Origin of the sequence: Tautonia plasticadhaerens (genome assembly GCF_007752535.1) — a bacterium.
GTDB classification, from domain to species: Bacteria; Planctomycetota; Planctomycetia; order Isosphaerales; family Isosphaeraceae; genus Tautonia; species Tautonia plasticadhaerens.
In genome coordinates, this window is the sequence record NZ_CP036426.1 from 163010 (window position 1) to 181732 (window position 18723).

General features: G+C 72.5%; 13 protein-coding genes. 4 read left to right on the top strand and 9 right to left on the bottom strand.

What is annotated here, in order from left to right:
• Nucleotides 1-73: 73 nt before the first annotated feature.
• A complete protein-coding gene (locus tag ElP_RS00695) occupies nucleotides 74-283 on the bottom strand; it encodes a hypothetical protein (protein WP_145266319.1) in 210 nt (69 codons plus the stop codon).
• An 821-nt stretch (nucleotides 284-1104) separates the two neighbouring features.
• Between ElP_RS00695 and ElP_RS39215 the strand changes: the two genes are divergently transcribed.
• The gene (locus ElP_RS39215; RefSeq protein ID WP_231749895.1) at nucleotides 1105-2355 is read left to right on the top strand and encodes a hypothetical protein; all 1251 of its coding nucleotides are present in this window, start codon (nucleotides 1105-1107) and stop codon (nucleotides 2353-2355) included.
• Between the two features lie 337 nt (nucleotides 2356-2692).
• Here the strand turns inward: ElP_RS39215 and ElP_RS00705 are convergent, their stop codons facing one another.
• The 6 genes from ElP_RS00705 to ElP_RS00730 form a co-directional block, all read right to left on the bottom strand.
• Nucleotides 2693-3634: an ABC transporter ATP-binding protein gene (locus ElP_RS00705; protein ID WP_145266323.1), complete on the bottom strand. Its 942-nt coding sequence runs from the start codon at nucleotides 3632-3634 to the stop codon at nucleotides 2693-2695.
• 105 nt (nucleotides 3635-3739) lie between these two features.
• The gene (locus tag ElP_RS00710) at nucleotides 3740-5995 is read right to left on the bottom strand and encodes a hypothetical protein (RefSeq protein WP_145266325.1); all 2256 of its coding nucleotides are present in this window, start codon (nucleotides 5993-5995) and stop codon (nucleotides 3740-3742) included.
• A gap of 129 nt (nucleotides 5996-6124) precedes the next feature.
• Nucleotides 6125-6424 (bottom strand): MazG nucleotide pyrophosphohydrolase domain-containing protein, encoded by a 300-nt coding sequence (locus ElP_RS00715; protein ID WP_145266327.1) that lies wholly within the window; start codon nucleotides 6422-6424, stop codon nucleotides 6125-6127.
• A gap of 105 nt (nucleotides 6425-6529) precedes the next feature.
• Nucleotides 6530-7468, bottom strand: coding sequence for a hypothetical protein (locus ElP_RS00720; protein ID WP_145266329.1), 939 nt, complete (start codon nucleotides 7466-7468; stop codon nucleotides 6530-6532).
• Nucleotides 7469-7785: 317 nt separating this feature from the next.
• The gene (locus tag ElP_RS00725) at nucleotides 7786-8559 is read right to left on the bottom strand and encodes a DUF1214 domain-containing protein (protein WP_197446612.1); all 774 of its coding nucleotides are present in this window, start codon (nucleotides 8557-8559) and stop codon (nucleotides 7786-7788) included.
• A gap of 200 nt (nucleotides 8560-8759) precedes the next feature.
• On the bottom strand, nucleotides 8760-9923 hold the full coding sequence (locus ElP_RS00730; protein ID WP_197446613.1) for a DUF1254 domain-containing protein: 1164 nt from the start codon (nucleotides 9921-9923) through the stop codon (nucleotides 8760-8762).
• 253 nt (nucleotides 9924-10176) lie between these two features.
• Here ElP_RS00730 and ElP_RS00735 point away from each other — a divergent pair, with 253 nt between their 5' ends.
• The 3 genes from ElP_RS00735 to ElP_RS00745 all read left to right on the top strand — a co-directional run bounded on the left by ElP_RS00735 (nucleotide 10177) and on the right by ElP_RS00745 (nucleotide 14748).
• On the top strand, nucleotides 10177-10542 hold the full coding sequence (locus tag ElP_RS00735; RefSeq protein ID WP_145266335.1) for a hypothetical protein: 366 nt from the start codon (nucleotides 10177-10179) through the stop codon (nucleotides 10540-10542).
• An 818-nt stretch (nucleotides 10543-11360) separates the two neighbouring features.
• Nucleotides 11361-12605: a sodium-dependent bicarbonate transport family permease gene (locus ElP_RS00740; RefSeq protein ID WP_145278109.1), complete on the top strand. Its 1245-nt coding sequence runs from the start codon at nucleotides 11361-11363 to the stop codon at nucleotides 12603-12605.
• Between the two features lie 436 nt (nucleotides 12606-13041).
• Nucleotides 13042-14748, top strand: a complete 1707-nt coding sequence (locus tag ElP_RS00745) for an OprO/OprP family phosphate-selective porin (RefSeq protein ID WP_145266337.1) — start codon at nucleotides 13042-13044, stop codon at nucleotides 14746-14748.
• Here ElP_RS00745 and ElP_RS00750 read toward each other — a convergent pair.
• Nucleotides 14739-17609, bottom strand: a complete 2871-nt coding sequence (locus ElP_RS00750) for a tetratricopeptide repeat protein (RefSeq protein ID WP_145266339.1) — start codon at nucleotides 17607-17609, stop codon at nucleotides 14739-14741. The two genes, ElP_RS00745 and ElP_RS00750, sit on opposite strands and share 10 nt — an antisense overlap.
• 150 nt (nucleotides 17610-17759) lie before the next feature.
• Nucleotides 17760-18677, bottom strand: a complete 918-nt coding sequence (locus ElP_RS00755; RefSeq protein ID WP_145266341.1) for a DUF58 domain-containing protein — start codon at nucleotides 18675-18677, stop codon at nucleotides 17760-17762.
• Between the last annotated feature and the right edge of the window lie 46 nt (nucleotides 18678-18723).

Genomic DNA, 18723 nt, shown 5'->3' on the forward strand with positions numbered 1-18723 from the left:
CGGCCGGGGCGGGTGCGGGGCCTCGTTCGATCGCCCCCCGGCCTCGACCGGCCGGGGGAGGGGTCAGCCCGAATCAGGGCCGGGTGTATTGCGAGGGATCGCCCTGGCTCATCGACCCGCCGGTGTTTTCCGCGTCCTTCGATTCGGTCAGCACCGGCTGGACCTGAGACTCGGGGAACTCGATCACCGCCCCCTGGTCGCCGCCGCCGCATCCGCTGAGCATCAGGGCCAGGGTCGCGGTCGCGGCGGAGATCCGGAGGGGGCGGGGGGACGATGCGCTCATCAGATCCTCGTGATACGTTGGCATGGCCATCGGGACGCGGCACCCCCGGGGTCCGGGGAGCATGCCCCGGCCCGGCGTCGGGCCGCGATGGCGTTTCGATGATTGTTGGGCAGGTCGGGGCAGGCGGCAAGGGGAGGAACCGGGCGTGATCGACCACGCCTGCGCTCCTCCGATGCCCGGATCGCGGGCGGAGTCCATCGGGGTATGGGGCGTCAACCGCGACCCGGTCGTCCCTTGAAAACCAATCGCGCCATCGATTTATCGCGATCGGCCGTCGGAATGTCCGTGTCGATTCGACGGTTGTCCGATTAACCCCATCACTACTTGTAGCCATCTCCCCTTCGCCTGTCAATCGGCTGATCTCCCAAGATTGTCGGACACTTGCACGACCGCAACCCGGCCGGTCGGGCCCGACGCCCCCCGCCCCGGGTCGTCCCCCATCCCGGGCACCCCCGGCCGGGGGGCCGCCCCGCAGCCCCCCTCGGCGGGCGTCGGGACCGGCGGGGGAGGCGGGAGCATGGCGTTACCGACGGTGGGGAAATCACTTGGGCGTCGCCCCGGTCCCGGGCCGGGGGGGGCGGCCGGCCGGCCGGTGCCCCGACGATCGGGCACATCGGCCGTCCGGCCCGGCCCGAGGGGCCTCCCCGGCCCGCCGCCCGGGGGGCCTCCACCCCCGCCCCGCCAAGATTGTGTGACTGAAAAACGCCCCAATCACGATGATTATGGTCAACGCCGGTGCCCGAACGCCCGCCGGACGCCGCCCGGGGGACGCCGGGCCGGGCCCCACCGACTCCCCGAGCCGCACCCCGAGAGGCCGCCCCGTGGACACCACCGAAGACCCGATCGCCCCCCCGCAGCTCACCGACCCCGGCCCCGGACGGACCCGGGTCGAGGAGGAGGCCGAGCGGCTCTACGTCACCGTCGAGCGCTGGGCCTGCAAGCACATGCCCGAGACCGACCCCGAGGAGGCCCTGATCCGGGCGGCCGCCGTCGAGCACGTCCGCTACCTCCGCTGCGTCGAGGCCGACGAGCAGGCCCTCCGCCCGAGGTGCCGCGAGGCGATGGCCGACTGGGAGGAGAAGCGTCGGCACGCGATCCGGCGCCGGGCCCAGGGGCTCAAGGACGACCCCGGGGGGACCGTCGCCGAACTGTCCGAGAGCGCCTTCGGCCTCGACTGGATGGCCCGGCACTGGCGGACGCTGCTCGGCCTGCTCCAATCCGGCCGGGGATGGCGGGGGGACGACCTCGTGACGGCCCTCCAGCTGCTGGGGCGCACCCCCCGGCGTCCCCACCCCTCCGACCTCGAAGGCCGGGCGCTCTGGGACCTGGCCGCCGCCGCCTGCCCGGCCACCGTCGACGCCGCCGCCCCCCCGGGCCTGACCGGGCCCGCCGAGGCCGCCGCCGCCCTCCGGGCGCTCGTGGCCGACCGCATCGCCCGGCTCGACGCCCTCCGCCCCGACGCCTGGGACCGGGTCGAGGGCCCCGATCGGCAGGCCGTCGAGGCGTCGAGCCTGGTCGACACCAGCCCCGAGGGCCAGGCCCGGCACCGCCTGCGCCGGGAGGCCCTCCGGGACATGACCCGATGCCTCTCCCTCATCATGAGGCTCCGGGTCGAACGCTCCAAGATGGACGCCCGACACTCCCGGTCGGCCCCCCCCGAGCCGGCCTCCCCCTCCCTCCCGGGCCGCCCGCCGGCCTCCCCGCTCCCGGAGGTGCCGACGCCCCGGCAGTCTCCGCAGCCGACGGAGGTCGTCCCTCCCGCGCCGACGACCATCGGGCAGGCGGCCCGCGCCTCGGCGATCGCCGAGGGGGCGTCGACGCTCCCGGGCTCGACAGCTGCCGAGCTGGCCCCTCCGGCCCGGTCTGCTCGCGTCAAGTTCGAGGATGCGAAGCGGTTACGGCGATCGGCCCCCGGCGCACCCCGGGCGCACGATGGGCGCACCGGGGCGCCCGACCGGCGCCCCGGGTCGCCTCCCCTGGAGGCCCGACGCCTGCCCGACGCCGCCGCGACCTCGCCCCGATCCCCGGACCCGACCCGATCCCGCCCCCCCGGCGACGATCCTTCGCGCTGATCGAACCGCGGCGGCCCCCGATCCCGTGGTCGCCCGACCGTTCTTTGACAAACCGAGTCGGAGGGGGCGTCCCTGCCGTCGAGGCGACGTCCGACCTCGGCGGTCCGCCGGGCGCCATGCCTCGATGCCCCACCCGGGGAGAACTCCTTCGAGCGCAGTCGTCCCCGACCCTCGCCCCCGACCGCGGGGGAGAGGGTGGGCGAAGCCCGGGTGAGGGGGATCGGACGACGCGCGAGGCGGTGCGAATCCTCGAAGTCCCCTCACCCCGGCCCTCTCCCCGCGAGCGGGGAGAGGGGGGCGGAACCGATCCCTCAACCCCACGAGGCCGATGGGCCATTCAGCTGGTGATGCCCTTGGTCAGGTGCATGAACGCCGTCTCGAGGTTGATCTCGTCCTCGCGGAAGAGGGTCAGCTCGAAGCCGTTCTCGATCAGCCGCTGGGCGAGGAAGCCGTAGGTGATGACCTCGGGCTTCATCTTCACCACGAGGTAGGTGTGGTCGTTCAGGTCGGTCTTCTCGTCGACCGAATCGACCTCGGGCTGCTTCTCCAGGAAGTCGGCGGCGTCGGTCATCCGGTCGGCGACCGAGACGTTGATGACCACGTCGGTGCGGACCTGCTTCATCACGTCGGAGACGGCGCCGTTGACCAGCAGCTGGCCCTGCTCGATGATGCCGATCTTGTTGCAGATGTCGGCGAGCTCGGGGAGGATGTGGCTGGAGACGAGGATCGTCTTGCCCATGGCCCGCAGCTCCTTGAGCAGGGCCCGGATCTCGATCCGGGCCCGGGGGTCGAGGCCCGAGGCCGGCTCGTCGAGCAACAGGACCTGGGGGTCGTGCAGCAGGACCCGGGCGAGGCCGAGGCGCTGGGTCATGCCCCGGGAGAGGCTGGTGACCAGGGCGTCCCGCTTGTAGGTCAGGTCGACCAGCTCGAGCACCTCCTCGCAGATCTTCTTGCGGCCGGGGCCGGTGATCCGGTAGGCGGCGGCGAAGAATTCGAGGTACTCGATGACCTTCATGTCGTCGTAGACGCCGAAGAAGTCGGGCATGTAGCCGATGGCCCGGCGGATCTCCTTGGCGCCGTTGTAGATCGAGTGGCCGCAGACGTAGGCCTCCCCCCAGGTGGGGTTGAGCAGGGTGGCCAGGATCCGCATGGTCGTGGTCTTGCCGGCGCCGTTGGGGCCGATGAACCCGTAGACGTCCCCCTGGTTGAGCACCAGGTTCAGCCGGTTCAGGGCGTAGAGGTCGCCGTACATCTTGGTCAGGTCGCGGGTCTCGATCATCGGCGTGGCCTCGTCAGGGGGTCGCTCGGTCCCGAGGGGGTGTGCGTCCGGTCTGGTTCGGTTCGCGGGGCCGGGGGTGATGGCGGTCGGTCGATCCCCCGCCCCTCAGTCGCCCGAGGGGGCCGGCAGGAGCACCCGGAGGACGGTCCCCCGGTCCTCCCTGGCGTCGGGCTCGGCGCCGTCGAGCAGCAGGGCCGAGGAGGGACCCTTGAGCGTGGCGATCAGGATCGGCCGGCCGAGGTCGAGCTGGGGGGAGAGGTCGAGGTCCCCCAGGACGAGGTTGGGCGTCTGGCCCCGGCGGCGGCCGGCCCGGGCGAAGCTCAGGGCCCGGACGAGCTCGGCCCGGGGGATGCCGGCCCCCCGGGCCGAGGCGTAGATCCCGTTGAGGGACCGCCCGGTGTCCTCCAGGAAGCCCGAGAGGTTGCGGTTGGGGACGGAGTCGACCCGGATGGTCTCCCCCGGGGCGATGGGGCGGTCGACCTGGTAGACGTCGTTGCCGTAGGCGATGACGACGCCCTCCATCGGCCGGCCGAGGCGGTTGGTGAGGGTCCCTTCCAGGCGGTTGGCGCCGGGGTCCCTCAGGTCGGCCTCGACGGCCGGGGGGGCGTCGTCGGACCAGGAGCCCATCAGGGCCTTGGTGGTCCAGATCGGCACCCGGACGCCGGCCAGCACCGAGGGGGGGGCGCTGGACATCGGGTCGCCGGGGGATTGGTAGGCGTAGCCGCTGCTGGTCAGGGCGACGCCGCCGGAGTTCCCCATGCCGCCGAACCGGCGCTCGGCGATGCCGAACCAGGTGGTGATGACCTCGTCGACCTGCTCGGCCGGCGCCGGCGGGGCCGCCCCGGGGTCGTCGGCCTCGATCGGCAGGGGGAGCACGGTGACGTCGTAGTCCCGGTTCTGGGGGCTGAAGATGGTGGCGAAGCTGGTGCCCCGGGCGAGGTGGCGGTCGCCGTCGCCGAAGCCCTGGTCGACGTCGACCACGTCCAGCCGGTTGATCCGCAGGTCGGTCCCCTTGACCTTGTAGGCCGTGGCGTAGGCGACCAGGCTGACGACGACGACGATCGTCGGGAAGGTGATCCAGGTCAGCTCCATCCGCCCGAGCACCCGCTTCAGGAAGAAGTAGTCGCCGGGGCCGATCAGCAGGATGTAGAGGAAGACGAAGGCGGCGACCCAGCCGAAGGGGACGAGCCGGACCCCCTCGAACTGCTCGAGGGCGCGGTGCAGGTAGCTGGACAGGTCGATCACGTCGTACGAGGCGAAGGCCCCGGAGGTGGGGGCGTCGAGGGCGGAGGTCTCCCGGCCGCCGAGGTCGAGCGCCGAGGCCCAGAAGGCCTTGCGGTCGGGCCAGTCGACGAAGGGGCTCTCGTCGACGCTCAGGCCGATCATGGTCACCCGGCCGAAGCCGTACGGCCCCCGGACGATGACCGGGCCGCCGACGGAGCGGTCGTCCAGCAGGACGCGGCCGCCCCGGCCGGGGATCGGCCCGAAGGTGGTGACCGAGACGGGCCGCTCGGGGGTGGTGATCAGCGTGTTGGAGCCCACGTAGGACTCGATCGCCCCGAGGTCCCCCGTCTCGGTCCGGCCGACCGGCAGGGCCGGCAGCAGGTCCCGGAGCACGGCGTCGGGGCTGCTCGCCTGCTCCCAGCGGGGGAAGCCGCCGGCCAGGACGAGGTGGCCGCCGTTGCGGACCCACTGCTTCAGGGGCTCGCTGCGGAAGTCCTGCAGCGCCTCCAGGGTGCCCTGGGCGTTGAGGTCCAGGACCAAGGCCTCGGCCGCGTCGTAGCCGTACCAGCGGTCGGGGATCCCCTCGGGGACCCGGAGCCGGGAGACGTGCAGGCGGGAGGCCTGGGTGGCGTCCCCGGTCAGGAACTCGGGCATCCCCGGCAGCAGTTCCAGCCCCCCGGGGTTGCCGATGGAGGCCAGCACGAGCTGGTCCGGCTCCAGCCAGAGGGCCGAGTCGTTGGAGGCCCCGGCCCGTCGCCGGCCCCGGTCGTCGAGGACCTCGACCCGGAAAGAGACGGTCGAGTCCCCCGGCCGGGCGTAGACGAGGAAGGGTTTCGTCTCGTTCGCCGGGATGCTGACCCGGCTGCGGACGAAGGTCGGCACGCCGCCGTCGTCGGGCACGGCCAGCCTCAGGACGCCCTCGAAGGGCTCGGCCCCGGCGCGGAGGTCGACCCGGACGGGGGTCCAGGTGCCGACCTTGAAGACCTGGTCGTCCCGGTCCTCGGCCAGGCCGACCCGGATGTTCTCGATCGTCACGTCCGGCTCGGACTGGCGGGCGTCGGCGACGGGCGGGACGAGCCCCGCCAGCAGGGCGATCGCCCCGAGAATCGGGCGGCGGACTCGGGACGTCAACCTCATGGTGCCTCTCCGCGATCGCTGCGTGTCACTCGGATGGGGCCCGGGCCGGGCGGCCGGGGAGGCGGAGCCGAGGGGGCCGGGCGGGGGCCAGGACCGGGGGCCCCCCTCCTCCCGAAGACCCGGGCCCGCTCAGGGCTTCTCGGCCGGGTCGCATCGGCAGGGCTCGGATCCGCAACCGGGGCAGCCGGCGCCGTACTTCCGGGAGACGGCCGCCCCCAGGTCGATGCCCCGGAGGTTGGCCAGGGTGGCCAGCCAGGCGAGCACGTCGGCCATCTCCAGGGCCAGCTCCTCGTCGGTGCCCGATCGCAGGGCCTCGGCCAGCTCGCCGAACTCGGCGGCCAGCCAGAGGAAGGTCGCGGCGTCCCCCCGGGCGGCGTCCTTGGCGCCGTAGAGCGCCTCGATCCGCCGCTGCAAGGCGGACAGCGTCATCCCTCCGGCCTGAGATTCGCCCATGGCCGGTCAATCTTAAGGCGATCGTCCCGGGTTTGCCAGCCCCGGGCCGCCGGGGTGCCCGGCGGCCCGGGGGGGCGGGGCTCAGGGGATCGAGGTGCCGACGACCACCAGGCCCCCCGTGGGGATGCCGTTGCCGACGACGAACCGGCTGGTGCCGACGAAGTCGCCCAGGTCCAGCACCGCCGCGGCCAGGGTCCGGTCGATCGACCAGCGGCTGCCCTCGGCGATGAAGACCCCGCCGTCGATCCTCGCCCCCCGGCCCCCCCGGCCGGTGCCGGAGGCGGCCTGTTCGATCAGCCCCAGGTCCCGGCCGACCCGGATGCCCGCCCCGTCGTTCAGGGTCAGGAAGCCGCCGACGTTGAGGACGTTGAGGTCCAGCCCGGTGTTGATCCCCGTGCCCGCCCCGGCGAGGTGGGCGCTGCGGAGGACCTCCAGCTGGTTCAGCGTGCCGCCGACGCTGACCGACGCCCCCGGCTCCAGGTCGGCCAGGGCGATCCGGTCGACCGTGGTGCCGTCGCGGACCACCAGCGGGCCGGAGAGCTTGGCGGTGTTGTAGCCGAAGATGCCGTTGATGGGCCCGTAGACGTCCAGCAGGCCGATGTTGAGCATGCCGTCGCCGAACGCCTTGTAGGGGCCGAAGGTGTGGGCCCCCTCCGCCACCCGGACCCGGCTCAGCGGCACCACGTCGAGCTGCGACAGCGTGTTGGTCCCCCGCACCACCAGGCCGATCCGGCCGTCGGGCAGGGAGGTCGAGGTGACGGCCCCCTCGCCGGTGAGCTGGACCCGGTAGCGCTCGCCGTCGGTGTCGGTGACCGTCACGGCGCTGCCGGCGGCGGTCACGAAGCGGTCGACGGAGCCCCGCTGGCCGATCATCAGCTGCCGGGCGAGCATGGCCCGGCGCTGGAGGAAGATCGCCCCGGGGGTCAGGGTCGACATCAGCTCCCTGCTCTCCAGGGCCTCGCCGACGATCGGCCGGAACCGCCTCCGCGCGGGCCGATCCCTCCGTCCCTGGTCGCTCATGGTCTCGTCTCCTCCTCGACTTGCCGGTTGCCCGAGCTCTCCGGCCCCTCCCCGGGTCGGCCGGACGCCGGCCCGGGGGGCGACACGCCCTCCTTGATCGGCACGCCCCCGACGGTCGGTCCGGCCCGATCGCCCCCGGGGCGGCCGGTCGCTCGGCCTGCGACGGTCCGGCCGGTCGTGCCGGCGGGGCCGGCCCCCGGGCGATCGGAAGGGGCGTCCGTCGATGGATCGGTCCCGGCAGGCGTCCGGTCCGGGGCCATGCAACGCGACTGGCCCTCGTGACCGCCGGCCTCGGGCTCCGCCGCCGCCGCCCGCGATCAGCCCACGATCACCAGCGACGGCGGGATGTAGCTCTCCGGCAGCCTGGTCGTCCCCCGATCGTCGGGCAGGATCGACGGGGGCTGATCGCCGGGGGTCGGGTCATACATCCACATGATGATCTGGAGGGCCGTGCTCACCGTTCGGCCCGGGTAGAGCGAGCCGAAGAAGGCGGCCGAGGGGGTGGGGATCCAGTTCGAGGCGGCCACGCCCGGAGGCAACGACGGGCCGAACCAGAGCGTCAGCGAGCCGTCGGCGTTCAGGGCCAACTGGCCGGCCGAGCGCTGCTCGGACCCGAGTTGCGAGACCGGCTTCACCACCCCATACGCGACCGGGCCGGGGCTCGCCTCCTCCTGGAGGTCGACGATCGCCCCGGGCCCGCCCGAGTTCTGGATCGGGACATTCGCCGGGGAGAGATCGGGGATCCACTGGTTCGAGACCTGGATCGCGTAGGTCGTCTCCCCCGTGGCCGGGTCGACCGTCGCCACGGGCGCCCCGGCCACATAATAGACCTCCCCGGGCTCGAGGCCGAGGGCCGTGGCCCCCTCCCCGAAGAGGACAGGGGTGCTGGCCGCCAGGGCACCCCACGAGGGGGGCCTCACGGTCAGGGTCTCGGTCGAGGGGTCGACGGAGACGATCGCCGTGTCGGCCTCGGAGTAGTGCGTGTTCCGCACGCTCGCCTGGCTGAGATACGTCGCGGCCACCTCCGAGGGGTCGGGCTGGTAGAGCGTGATCGACCAGAAGCCCCGCGGGTCGCCCCGGTCGTCCTCCACCAGCGGCGGGATGATCCCGACCGCCGGCAGCGCCCCGCCGGCCGTCTCGGGGGGGGGGGAAGGTGATCGAGTAGGTGTCGTCCCCGTCCAGGGACGATGCCCCCTGATCGGTCGAGATGCTCGGGTAGACGGCGTCGGCCGGCACATTCGCCGACCCGCCGTTGAGCACGATCGTCGACCGAAACGCGTAGCCGATCTCGTTATTCGGATAGGTGCCGATGATCGTGTTCAGGATGGTCCAGTCGTTCGTGCCCGCGCCCGCCGTCCGCCCCGCGATGAACCGGTTCAGCCCCTCCTGGCCCGCCTCGAACCCCTCCTGCAGGGCTTGCAGTTGCGCCGGGCCCCAGCTCCTCGGGACGCGGAAGCCGTTCGCGGTCAGGCCGATCGGCGCGAACGACCGGAGGACGCCCCGCTGGCCGGAGGAGGGGGCCAGGTAGTGGAGCTTCGCGCCGTACTGTGGGGACGTACCACGGCGGCAGTCGCCTCAGGGCCAACCCCGAGAGCCCCCCGAGCCGCGAGGGGATCGGGCTCTTCCTGACGGACCGGCCGAGCTGCTCGAAGAAGCGGACGGCCTCGGTCGGCGTGTCCTTGTAGGGCTCGGCGGCGGCCTCCTGCTCGGGCGTGGGGGTGGGGGTCGAATACGAGTCTGGGGAGACCGGCTGGTGGCCGTTCCGCCGGAACTCCGCCAGGCTGTTCAGGGCGAACTTCTGGACCAGGTTCGTCGTCGTGTTCGGCACGGAATCGGGCGCGGCTGGGTCGGCCAGGGTGTTCATCCCGACGCGGATCAGCATCCAGTTCAGGTTCGTGTCCGACGCCATCACCCGGTACCGATACCCCCCCAAGTCCACCTCCCGGAACCGGGCGAGCGGCGAGTCCGGCCCCACCAGCAGGTACGAGGTCGGCTCGTCCGACGGGGTGGTCCGCGTCCCGATGCTGCCGATCGTGTTGAGGTCGTTGTCCAGGTAGTTGACCACGTAATACTGGTCGCGCGAGGCCGGCACGGTCAGGACCATCGCGGGGGTCCTGGTGAAGTCGAGGAACCCGTTGATGTAGAGGACCGAGGCGTCCCCCGCATTGGTGCCGGCGTTGTTCCAGGCCGCCGGGTCCGATCCGTAGGTGAACGCGCTGATCGGGGCGGCGATCGTCGTGTTATAGGTCGAGAATCTCAGGTTGAACTCGGGCGCGAGCCCCCAGACATACGCCTCCGCCGCGAGGGCCTTGATCGCCTCCGGGTCGGTCGCGGCCACCGGCGCCGCGTGCGAGGTCATCAGCGCCCGGCCCTCCAGCGGCTCCAGGCCGACCCTCGCCGGGCGACGGCCACGAGAGGCGTTCGGGCGGGTCCCGCTGCGGGTGAAGGGGTTCATGCGGGCGAGTCCATCGAGCGGGGCCGACGTGATGTGCGCGGGTCCATCCGGACCGGGCGGATGCGAGGGGCCGCCGGCTAATGAGACACTCCGGCGCGATCCCGCGGCGGCAACCACCGCGGCCACCCCCCTGGAGGATTTCGAGGAGCCCACGAGGTTCGGCCTTGCCCGCGCCGCCGCCCTTGACATAGGATTGCGAAGCGTGGCCGTGTTGGATCGTCTCCCTTCCCCGTTCGGGACAGCCCAGGACCCGATGATCGGTCCCCTCGCGATGCTCTGGCTGGCCTTGCTCTGCCCGCCGACCGTGGTCGGCGAGGTCGGGGTCTCGCCGCCGGGCGTCGAGCCGGTGGTCTCATCGCCTGGCCTTGATTTCGAACTCGCCTGGGAGCGTCCCGCCCGATCTCCCCGGGATGCCCGTCCCGCCGGCCATCCCTTCGAGCCGATCCCGGCGACCGAGTCGGAGACCGAGCAGGAGGAGTCCGGCGGCGAGGACGGGGAGGGCCTGGCGACGGCCTCGGCCGCCCCCGGCAATCCGGCCGACTCCTCCCCCCCCGCGATCCGACCGACCAGCTCCCCGCCGGGCCGTCCCAGGCGCCCGGTGACCCGCCTCCGCTGCTGACGCGGCCTCCCCGCCCGATCGGGCCCTGACCCCGACGCGGCGGACGACCACCCCCTCCTCTCCCCTCCTCGAGCGGGCCCGACGCCGGGCGTCGGTCGGGGTCGACCACTCCCGATCCGGGGCCGGCCCACCCCCGGCACGCCGTCGCTGACGGGCCACCGCGCCCGGCCGGGATCGGGGCCGCTCGGGCACGCCCCGCCGACGGCCCGTCCGCCGTCGTCTCGGTCGAGTCCTCCATCCATCCCAAGTCGTGGTCCCGGTCCGGGACAGGAGCGATCCGCATGCGTTGCGCGAATCGGAGGGCAGGCCGCGTGGTCGGGGCCCTCATGCTGGTCGGTTTGGCCGGAGTCCTGGGCGGCGCATCGGCGGCCGGGGCCGACATCATCGGCACCGTCGAGTCGGTCGACCGGGAGACCAAGACGGTCGTGGTCGTCCAGGACGGCTCGGGCCGGAAGGTCGCGGTCAAGGTCACGCCGACGACGGCGATCGAGGTCCACGGCGAGCAGGGGATCGACCTGGAACACCTGGAGGAGGGGACCCACGTCGTCGTCCTCGACGACGTCGTGGCGGCGGCGATCCGGGTGGAGAACGAGGTGGTCGGCTCGATCCGGTCGGTCGACCCCGAGGGGGGGCTCCTCGTCATCGACGAGCCGGGGCAGTCCGGCCCGGTGAGCTTCCCCCTGTCCCCCGAGACCCTGCTGAGGCGCCTCTCCGGCGGGGAGGTCGAGGCGGAGGACCTCAGGCCGGGGATGCCGGTGACGATCGTCCATTCGTCGGGGAGCCCGACCCGGATCACCGTCGAGGAGCCGCCTGCGGGCATGGTCGGCGAGTTCTGGGAGAACTTCCGGCACAACCTGTTCAAGCCGCTGCTGCTGTTCTTCTACGCCGGGTTCCTGATCCCGCTGCTGGGCGTGAAGTTCGAATTCCCCTACGTGATCTACCAGGGGCTGACGATCTACCTGCTCATCGCCATCGGCTGGCATGGCGGCGAGGAGCTGGCGATGCTGGACGCCTCGTCGCTGGGGACGGCCGCGGGCTTCATGGGGGTCGGCTTCGTCACGAACCTCTTCATCGGCGTGCTGGCCTTCGGCATCCTGCGGGCGGCGACGAAGCTGAGGAGGATCGACGCGGCGACGGTGGCCGGCTACTACGGCTCCGACTCGGCGGGGACGTTCGTCACCTGCCTCGGCGTGCTCGGCTCGCTGCACCTGGCCTACGCCCCGTACATGCCGGTGATGCTCGCGGTGATGGAGATCCCCGGCTGCCTGGTCGCGCTGGTGCTCGTCTCCTCGCTCCGCAAGCGGGGGATGGACGGCGACGGCAACTGCCCCGACGAGCCCGGCTTCACCCCCGGCAACGGCAAGGCCTCGCACGACACCGCCTTCGAGATCCAGCACCAGCTGGACCTCGCGGACGAGGAGAAGATGGCCCTGGAGCGCGGCTACCACGAGCACGAGCAGCAGGAAGAAGAGCACCGGCTCGCCCGGGGCCACGCCCCCGGGCGACCCGCCCCGGGCAAGCCCCCGGCGCTGCTGAGCAAGGAGCTGTTGCATGAGGTCTTCTTCAACCCGGGCATCTACCTGCTTTTCGCCGGCATCCTGATCGGCTTCATCAGCCGCATGCAGGGGCCGGACGTGACCAACCCCGACGACCGCGTCTTCCTCGACCTGTTCCCCGGCCTGCTCTGCCTGTTCCTGCTGGAGATGGGCATGACGGCGTCCAGGAAGCTGAAGGACCTGAAGGTCGCCGGGCCGGCGTTCATCGCCTTCGGGCTGATCGCGCCGAACGTCTTCGCGACGATCGGCATCTCGGTGGCCCACGCCTATTCGATGGCCCTGGGGCAGCCGTTCGACATCGGCACCTACGCCCTGTTCGCCGTGCTCTGCGGCGCCGCCTCGTACATCGCCGTGCCGGCGGTGCAGCGGCTGGCGATCCCGGAGGCGAGCCCGACGCTCCCGCTGGCCGCCTCGCTGGGCCTGACTTTCAGCTACAACGTGACGATCGGCATCCCGGTCTACATCGAGATCGCCAAGCTGATCACCCGGATGCTGCCGGTCGGCTGATCCGGCATCCGGCATCGACCCGCCCGCCGACCGGCCCGCGCCGGCCGGCCCCCGACCTCGCGGAGGCCGGGGCGTGCCCCGATCCGTACCCGGTCCGGCCCGGCGTCCGGTCGGCCGCCCCGGCCCCGCGAGTCCCGACCGATCCCCCCGTCCACGCCGTCCGGCCCGCGCCATCCGCCGGGCCGGGCGGCCCCCGACCTCGCGGAGGCCGGGGCGTGCCCCGATCCGTACCCGGTCCGGCCCGGCGTCCGGTCGGCCGCCCCGGCCCCGCGAGTCCCGTCCCGAGCCGGGACGCCGAGCGGTCCGGGGAATCGGCCCGGTCTGACGGAATGACCGAAGGATTCGGCCGGGTTTGCCGATTGTAAGGCCTGGGGTGGCGTGAGGCGTCGCTCCGAGAGCCGGGCCGGACACTCGCGCTCAAGGATGAGGACGATCGATGACCCCTCGAATCGGAGGCGGGGCCGCACTCCGCCTGGCGATCCTCGCGGCGACGCTCTGCGGGATCGCGGTCGACCGGTGCCGGGCGCAGACGCCCCCGGTCCCCTCGACGGCCCCCGGGCTGCCGCCGGCCTTGCCGTCGGCCCCGGCCGAGGCGCCCTCGACCGCCGAGCTGCAGGGCCAGATCGCCGAGCTCCAGGAGATGTTCCGGGCGAGCCTGGAACGGCAGGAGCAGCTCGAACGGCGGCTGATCGAGCTGCAGGGCGGCGCGGGATCGGCCCCGGTCGCCCCCGGGCCGGGGATGGTCCCGTCCGCGTCGGGCGCGAGGTCGCCGGCCGACGTGCTGGATTCGTCGGGGCCGCTGGTCGGCCCCGGGTCCCCCGAGGACTCCGCCGGACGGGGCCTGTCGCTGGTGCCCGCCGGCTCCGGGGGACGGGGCCCGACGGCCCCCACGGCCCCCGCCGTGCAGATGCCGGCCGGGGCCCCGGACCTGGCCACCGAGGTGAAGTTCGGGCCCGGGTTCCAGATCAGCACCGAGGATGAAGAGTTCGTCATCCAGTTCCACAACCTCACCCAGGTCGACGGCCGCTTCTACCTGGAGGGCGGCCAGCGGACCACCCGGGACACCTTCGGCCTGCCCCGGGAGTGGTTCATCTTCAACGGCCAGCTCACCAGGCCGTTCGAGTACTACGTCGCCATCAATCAGGGCTTCAACAACCTCAACCTGCTCGACGCGTTCCTGAACGTCCACTACGACGACCGGCTCCAGTTCAAGGTCGGCCGCTACAAGACCCCCTACACCTACGAGTTCTACAGCCTGCCGATCAACGGCCTGATCACCCCCGAGCGGTCGCAGTTCTTCAACAACTTCGCCCTGAACCGGGACGTCGGCCTGATGGCCTGGGGTAACTTCTTCGAGAAGCGGCTCGACTACGCCGTGGGCATCTTCAACGGCAGCCCCAACGGCTTCCTCGACTTCGACGACGACAAGAACGTGCTGGCCTACGTCAACGCCCGGCCGTTCGCCTTCCTCGACCTGCCGGCCCTGCAATACTTCAACGTCGGCGGCTCGGTGGACGCCGGCCACGAGCTGCAGCCCCGGATCCCGCCGATCCTCCGGCTTAACGTGCCGACGACGGCCGACGCGGCCATCGGCGTCCCCTTCCTGGCCTTCCGGGACGGCGTGCTGGAGTCGGGCAACGAGGCGCTCTGGTCGCTGCACATGGCCTGGTACTACCGGCAGCTCTCGCTGATCGGCGAGTGGCAGAGCGGCTACGAGAGCTACGCCTTCCGGGACACCCCCCAGCAGCGGACCCGCAACGTCACCCAGAGCTTCTACGTCTGGACGGGCTACTTCCTGACCGGTGAGGAGGTCTCGGGCCGGGGGATGGTCAAGCCGCTCCGGCCCTTCGACGTCCGCCGGGGCAAGTGGGGGCCCGGGGCGATCGAGCTGGCCTTCCGGTACAACTACCTCGACGTCGGCGACAACGTCTTCGACGGCGGCTTCGCCGACCCGAGGCTCTGGACCGACCGAGTGCAGTCGATCGACCTCGGCGTCAACTGGTACCTCTCCCAGTACGTCAAGTTCTTCGCCGGGTGGCAGCACAACGAGTTCGGCAGCCCGGTCCTGTTCCGGACCACGCCGACCGAGCAGTTCCAGCTGACCGACGACCTCTTCTGGTTCCGATTCCAGATCTACTTCTGATCGGGCCCGGTCGCCCCGGCCCCGGCCGGGGCGGCCTCGGCGTCGGTATCCGGATCGGGGGCGGCCTCAGCCTCGGGGGCGGCCTCAGCCTCGGGGGCGGCCTCGGCCGCCCCCGATCCGTTGCCGGCGGCGGCCAGGGCCTGCTCCCGCTTCGCCTCGATGGCGTCGGGGTCCTCGGGCTCCAGCTCCAGGGCGACGGCGTATTCCTCGGCGGCCTCGGCGGGGCGGCCGAGGCCGAGCAGGGCGTCGCCCAGGGCGACGTGGGGGGCGGGGTCGTTGACGTCGATGTGCAGGCATTCGCCTGCCCATCGGGCGGCCTGCTCGAACTCCTCGCGGGCGAGGTGGCGGTCGGCCAGGACCTTGCGGACGGAGAGGTCGTCCGAGTCGTTCTCGGCCAGCCGGGAGAGGTCTTCGAGGAAGGCGGCCTCGTCGCCGAGGCGGAGGTGGACCCGGGCCAGGCCGGCGAGCCACTTGGAGTTGAGCGGGTCGTCCCGGCGGGCCAGCTCGTAGAGCCGGGCAGCCTCGTCGAGGTCCCCTTCCTTCATCGTCAGCTCGGCGAGCAGGTCGACGACGCGCTCGTTGGGCCGCTCGTCGTCCAGCGCGGGCCGGAGCAGGTCGAGCGCCGCCGCCTCGTCGCCGATGAGCATCATGACGCGGGCCATGACGTAGGAGGCGAGCGGCTGGTGGGGCTCCGCCTCCAGGGCCTGCTCGGCATAGGGGCGGGCGCTCTTGTAATCGCGACGGGCGAAGTACTCGTAGGCGACCTTCGCGTTCAGCTCGGCGTCGTCGGGGGCCTTGCGGGCGTCGAGCAGCAGCCGGGAGAAGGAGACGGGCTCCTCGTCCTCGACCCGGGTCCGGATGGTGGAGACGACCTCGTCGAGGAAGCCGAGGTAGCCCTCCTCGAACTCCTCGACGGGGAGGTCGAAGGTCTGCTCGACGGCGTCCTTCGTGGTCAGGCCCCGGCGGTAGGCGTCGAGCAGCCGGGCGAGGGAGTCCTCGCCGAATTCCTTGACCATGTACTGGGCGTAGAGCTGCGCCTGGCAGTAGGCGAGCTGCCGTTCGTCGGGCTCCTTGGGGCGGATGAAGCCGAGGTTGATCGTCTCCAGGTCCAGCAGGCGGCGCTCGGGGACGCGCTCGACCAGCAGGTTGTTCCAGGGCTGGGGCCGGGGGCCCCCCTCGCTCTCGACGGCGAGGGCCTCGGTGTACCAGTGGGGGATGTTGAAATTCGTCTGCTGCAACGTGATGACGTGGGCGACCTCGTGCGTGAGCACCCGGGCCCAGTTGAACGCCTTCCGGGTGGCGGCCGGGCTGGCCAGGGCGACGACCTTGCCGGTGCAGGCGCCGACGGTGGGGATGAACGGCAGGGCCGTGGTCCGGCCGCTGAACTTCTCGTGGTCCTTCATGATCTGGATCGAGGTCTTGCCCGGCGGCTCGTAGCCGAAGCGCTCGACCAGCTCGGGATGGACGGATTCCAGGTAGTCGGCCATGTAGCGGCCGAGGAGCCGGTCCTGGGTCGGGTCGACGAGCACGATGTAGTGGTCGGTCTCGATGGCTTCATACGTCGCCATGTGGTCGAGGACCTTCATCATGTTGTCGGCGCGGACGTTGAAGGGGTCGGCGGCAAAGGCCTGGTCGAAGAGGGCGCGGGCCTCGGGCTCGCGGCCGATCTGCATGTAGAGCATCCCCAGGCCGACCTTGGGGCCGGCGGCCTCGGGGTCGGCGGCGATGGCCTGGAGGAAGGCCCGCTCGGCGGGGTGGTACTTGCGGCGGTCGGCGAGGCGGTCGCCGAGGGACTCGTAGAAGGAGGAGGGGCGGGGGTTGTCCCGGAGGGCGGCCGCCTCGGCGGAGGCGGCGCCGAGGGGCTGGACGAGCAGGGTCCGGGCGGCGGCGAGCCGGGAGAGGGCGTCGGGGTCCCGGGGGCCCTGCTCGACGGCCTTCGTCGCCGCGTCGAGGGCGTCCTCGAAGCGTTCGTCGGAGATGTTCAGGTCGGCGAGCAGGACGAGGGCGGGGGTGTACGCCGGGTTGACCTCCAGGGCGGTCTCGGCCTTCTCCCGGCCGTCGTTGAGGGCGTAGTTCTCCAGGTCGATCCGGCCGAGGGTGACGAGGACCTCGGCGGCGGAGGGGTTGATCAGCAGGGCCCGGTTGAGCTCCCTCCTGGCGTTGCCCTCCTGGTAGCCGTCGAAGAAGAGCTCGCCCTGGAGCCAGGCGGCCTGCCAGCACCGGGGGTCGACGCGGATGGCGCCTTCATACAACTCGTTGATCACGTCGTTGAGCGATTGCGCCAGCTCCTCGCCCCGGGCGGTGGCGCGGTAGTAGCGCTGGGCGGCCTGGCCGATGAGGCAGAGGGCGTCGGGGTCCCGGCGGGCCTCCTTGTCCCGGGCGTTGAAGTCGCCGATGAACCAGCGGTAGGCCTCGACGGCCTCGGCCTTCTCGCCCCGGGCCTCGTGCAGCAGGGCGACGACCCATCGGGCGCGTCGGCAGAGGTCGTCGACTTCGAGGGCCTGGGAGGCGAGCTGCTCGGCCTGCCCCCACTCGCCCCGGGAGAACCGGAGGTCGGCGAGCAGGCCGAGGACCTCGGCGTCGGGGTCGGCGTCCCCTGCCCCGCTCGCCTCCTCCAGCGTCTGGACGGCTTCCTCGACCCGGCCCATGCTGCGGAGGCATTCCGCGGTGGCGACGGCGACCCGGGCGGCCTCGGCCGGGTCGGCGGGCTCGATGGATTGGAGCTGTTCGAGGGCCGTGGCGTATCGGCCGGTCTGCCAGTCCCGCCGGGCGTCTTCGAGCGCGTCGGCGAGTGCCGGGGCCCCGGTCGACGCGAACACGCCCCCGACCCCGATGAGGAAGCCGATGGTCCTCAGCCGCATGGTCGCCCTCTCCCTGGGTGCTTCGCCCGAGTTGCGATGCGATGCTCCGTTGCGGGGGTGGGCCGGCGCCGGCCCACCCCGTCGTGATCTTCCTTCCACCATAACACCGCCGGGGCGCCGCGTTCCAGGCCGGCGGGGCCGGCCCGGGGGCTAGGACCGGGCCCGACCGGTGCGTCGGGCGAGGTAGTCGAGCAGGATGCGGTCGGTGGGGGCGTCGGTGGGGGCGAGGTGGTAGTCGGCGGCCATGCCCAGCAGGCGCTCCCGGAGTTGCAGGCGGTGGGCGTCGAACCGCTCCAGGTAAGCTGCCCGGAGGGCGTCGGGGTCGACCCGGAGCGTGCGGCCGGCGGCTTCGAGGTCGAGGAAGCGGGCGGGCCCCCGGAAGTCGAAGGTCCGCTCCTCGGGGGCGAGGACGTGGAGGAAGAGGACCTCGTGGTGGCGGTGGCGGAGGTGGCGGAGGGACCGGGTGAGGGCGTCGAGGTCGTCGAAACCGTCGGAGAGGACGACGATCAGCCCCCGGCGGCGGATCCGCTCGGCCATCGCGTGCAGGACGCGGTGCAAGGGGGCCTCGCCGCCGGCCCGGGCCCGCTCCATCGCCCGGCAGAGCACGGACAGGTGCCCCGGCGCCGAGCGGGCCGGGAGCATGGACCGGACCTCGCCGTCGAAGGTGGCCATGCCGACGGCGTCCCGCTGGCGGATCATCAGGTAGGCGAGCGACGCGGCGAGCCGCCGGGCGTGCTCCAGCTTCGAGGCCGTCCGCCCGGCGAAGGCCATGCTGCCGGAGGTGTCGAGGACGAGGTAGGCCTTGAGGTTCGTCTCCTCCTCGTATTCCCGGACGTAGTAGCGGTCGGTCTTGCCGAAGGCCCGCCAGTCGATGTGCCGGATCTCGTCGCCGGGGCCATACGGGCGGTGCTCGGCGAACTCGACGGAGAAGCCCTTGAAGGGGCTGCGGTGCAGGCCGCTCATCACGCCCTCGACGACCAGCCTGGCCAGCAGCTCCAGGCGGCCGAAGCGGTCGAGGGCGGAGGGGTCGAGGTCGGGGTCGGGCGGCGGAGGGGGGGTGGAGGGCATCGGGGTCCGCGACCGGGGGCGTCCGTGGTAGGATCGGATTCGATCC

Bases quoted from the DNA above. Each gene is read 5' to 3' on its own strand.
- ElP_RS00750 (WP_145266339.1), bottom strand. From the start codon at position 17,609: ATGCGGCTGAGGACCATCGGCTTCCTCATCGGGGTCGGGGGCGTGTTC.
- ElP_RS00735 (WP_145266335.1), top strand. From the start codon at position 10,177: ATGATCGGTCCCCTCGCGATGCTCTGGCTGGCCTTGCTCTGCCCGCCG.
- ElP_RS00755 (WP_145266341.1), bottom strand. From the start codon at position 18,677: ATGCCCTCCACCCCCCCTCCGCCGCCCGACCCCGACCTCGACCCCTCC.
- ElP_RS00715 (WP_145266327.1), bottom strand. From the start codon at position 6,424: ATGACGCTGTCCGCCTTGCAGCGGCGGATCGAGGCGCTCTACGGCGCC.
- ElP_RS00710 (WP_145266325.1), bottom strand. From the start codon at position 5,995: ATGAGGTTGACGTCCCGAGTCCGCCGCCCGATTCTCGGGGCGATCGCC.
- ElP_RS00720 (WP_145266329.1), bottom strand. From the start codon at position 7,468: ATGAGCGACCAGGGACGGAGGGATCGGCCCGCGCGGAGGCGGTTCCGG.
- ElP_RS00740 (WP_145278109.1), top strand. From the start codon at position 11,361: ATGGTCGGCGAGTTCTGGGAGAACTTCCGGCACAACCTGTTCAAGCCG.
- ElP_RS00705 (WP_145266323.1), bottom strand. From the start codon at position 3,634: ATGATCGAGACCCGCGACCTGACCAAGATGTACGGCGACCTCTACGCC.
- ElP_RS00695 (WP_145266319.1), bottom strand. From the start codon at position 283: ATGAGCGCATCGTCCCCCCGCCCCCTCCGGATCTCCGCCGCGACCGCG.
- ElP_RS00730 (WP_197446613.1), bottom strand. From the start codon at position 9,923: ATGAACCCCTTCACCCGCAGCGGGACCCGCCCGAACGCCTCTCGTGGC.
- ElP_RS00745 (WP_145266337.1), top strand. From the start codon at position 13,042: ATGACCCCTCGAATCGGAGGCGGGGCCGCACTCCGCCTGGCGATCCTC.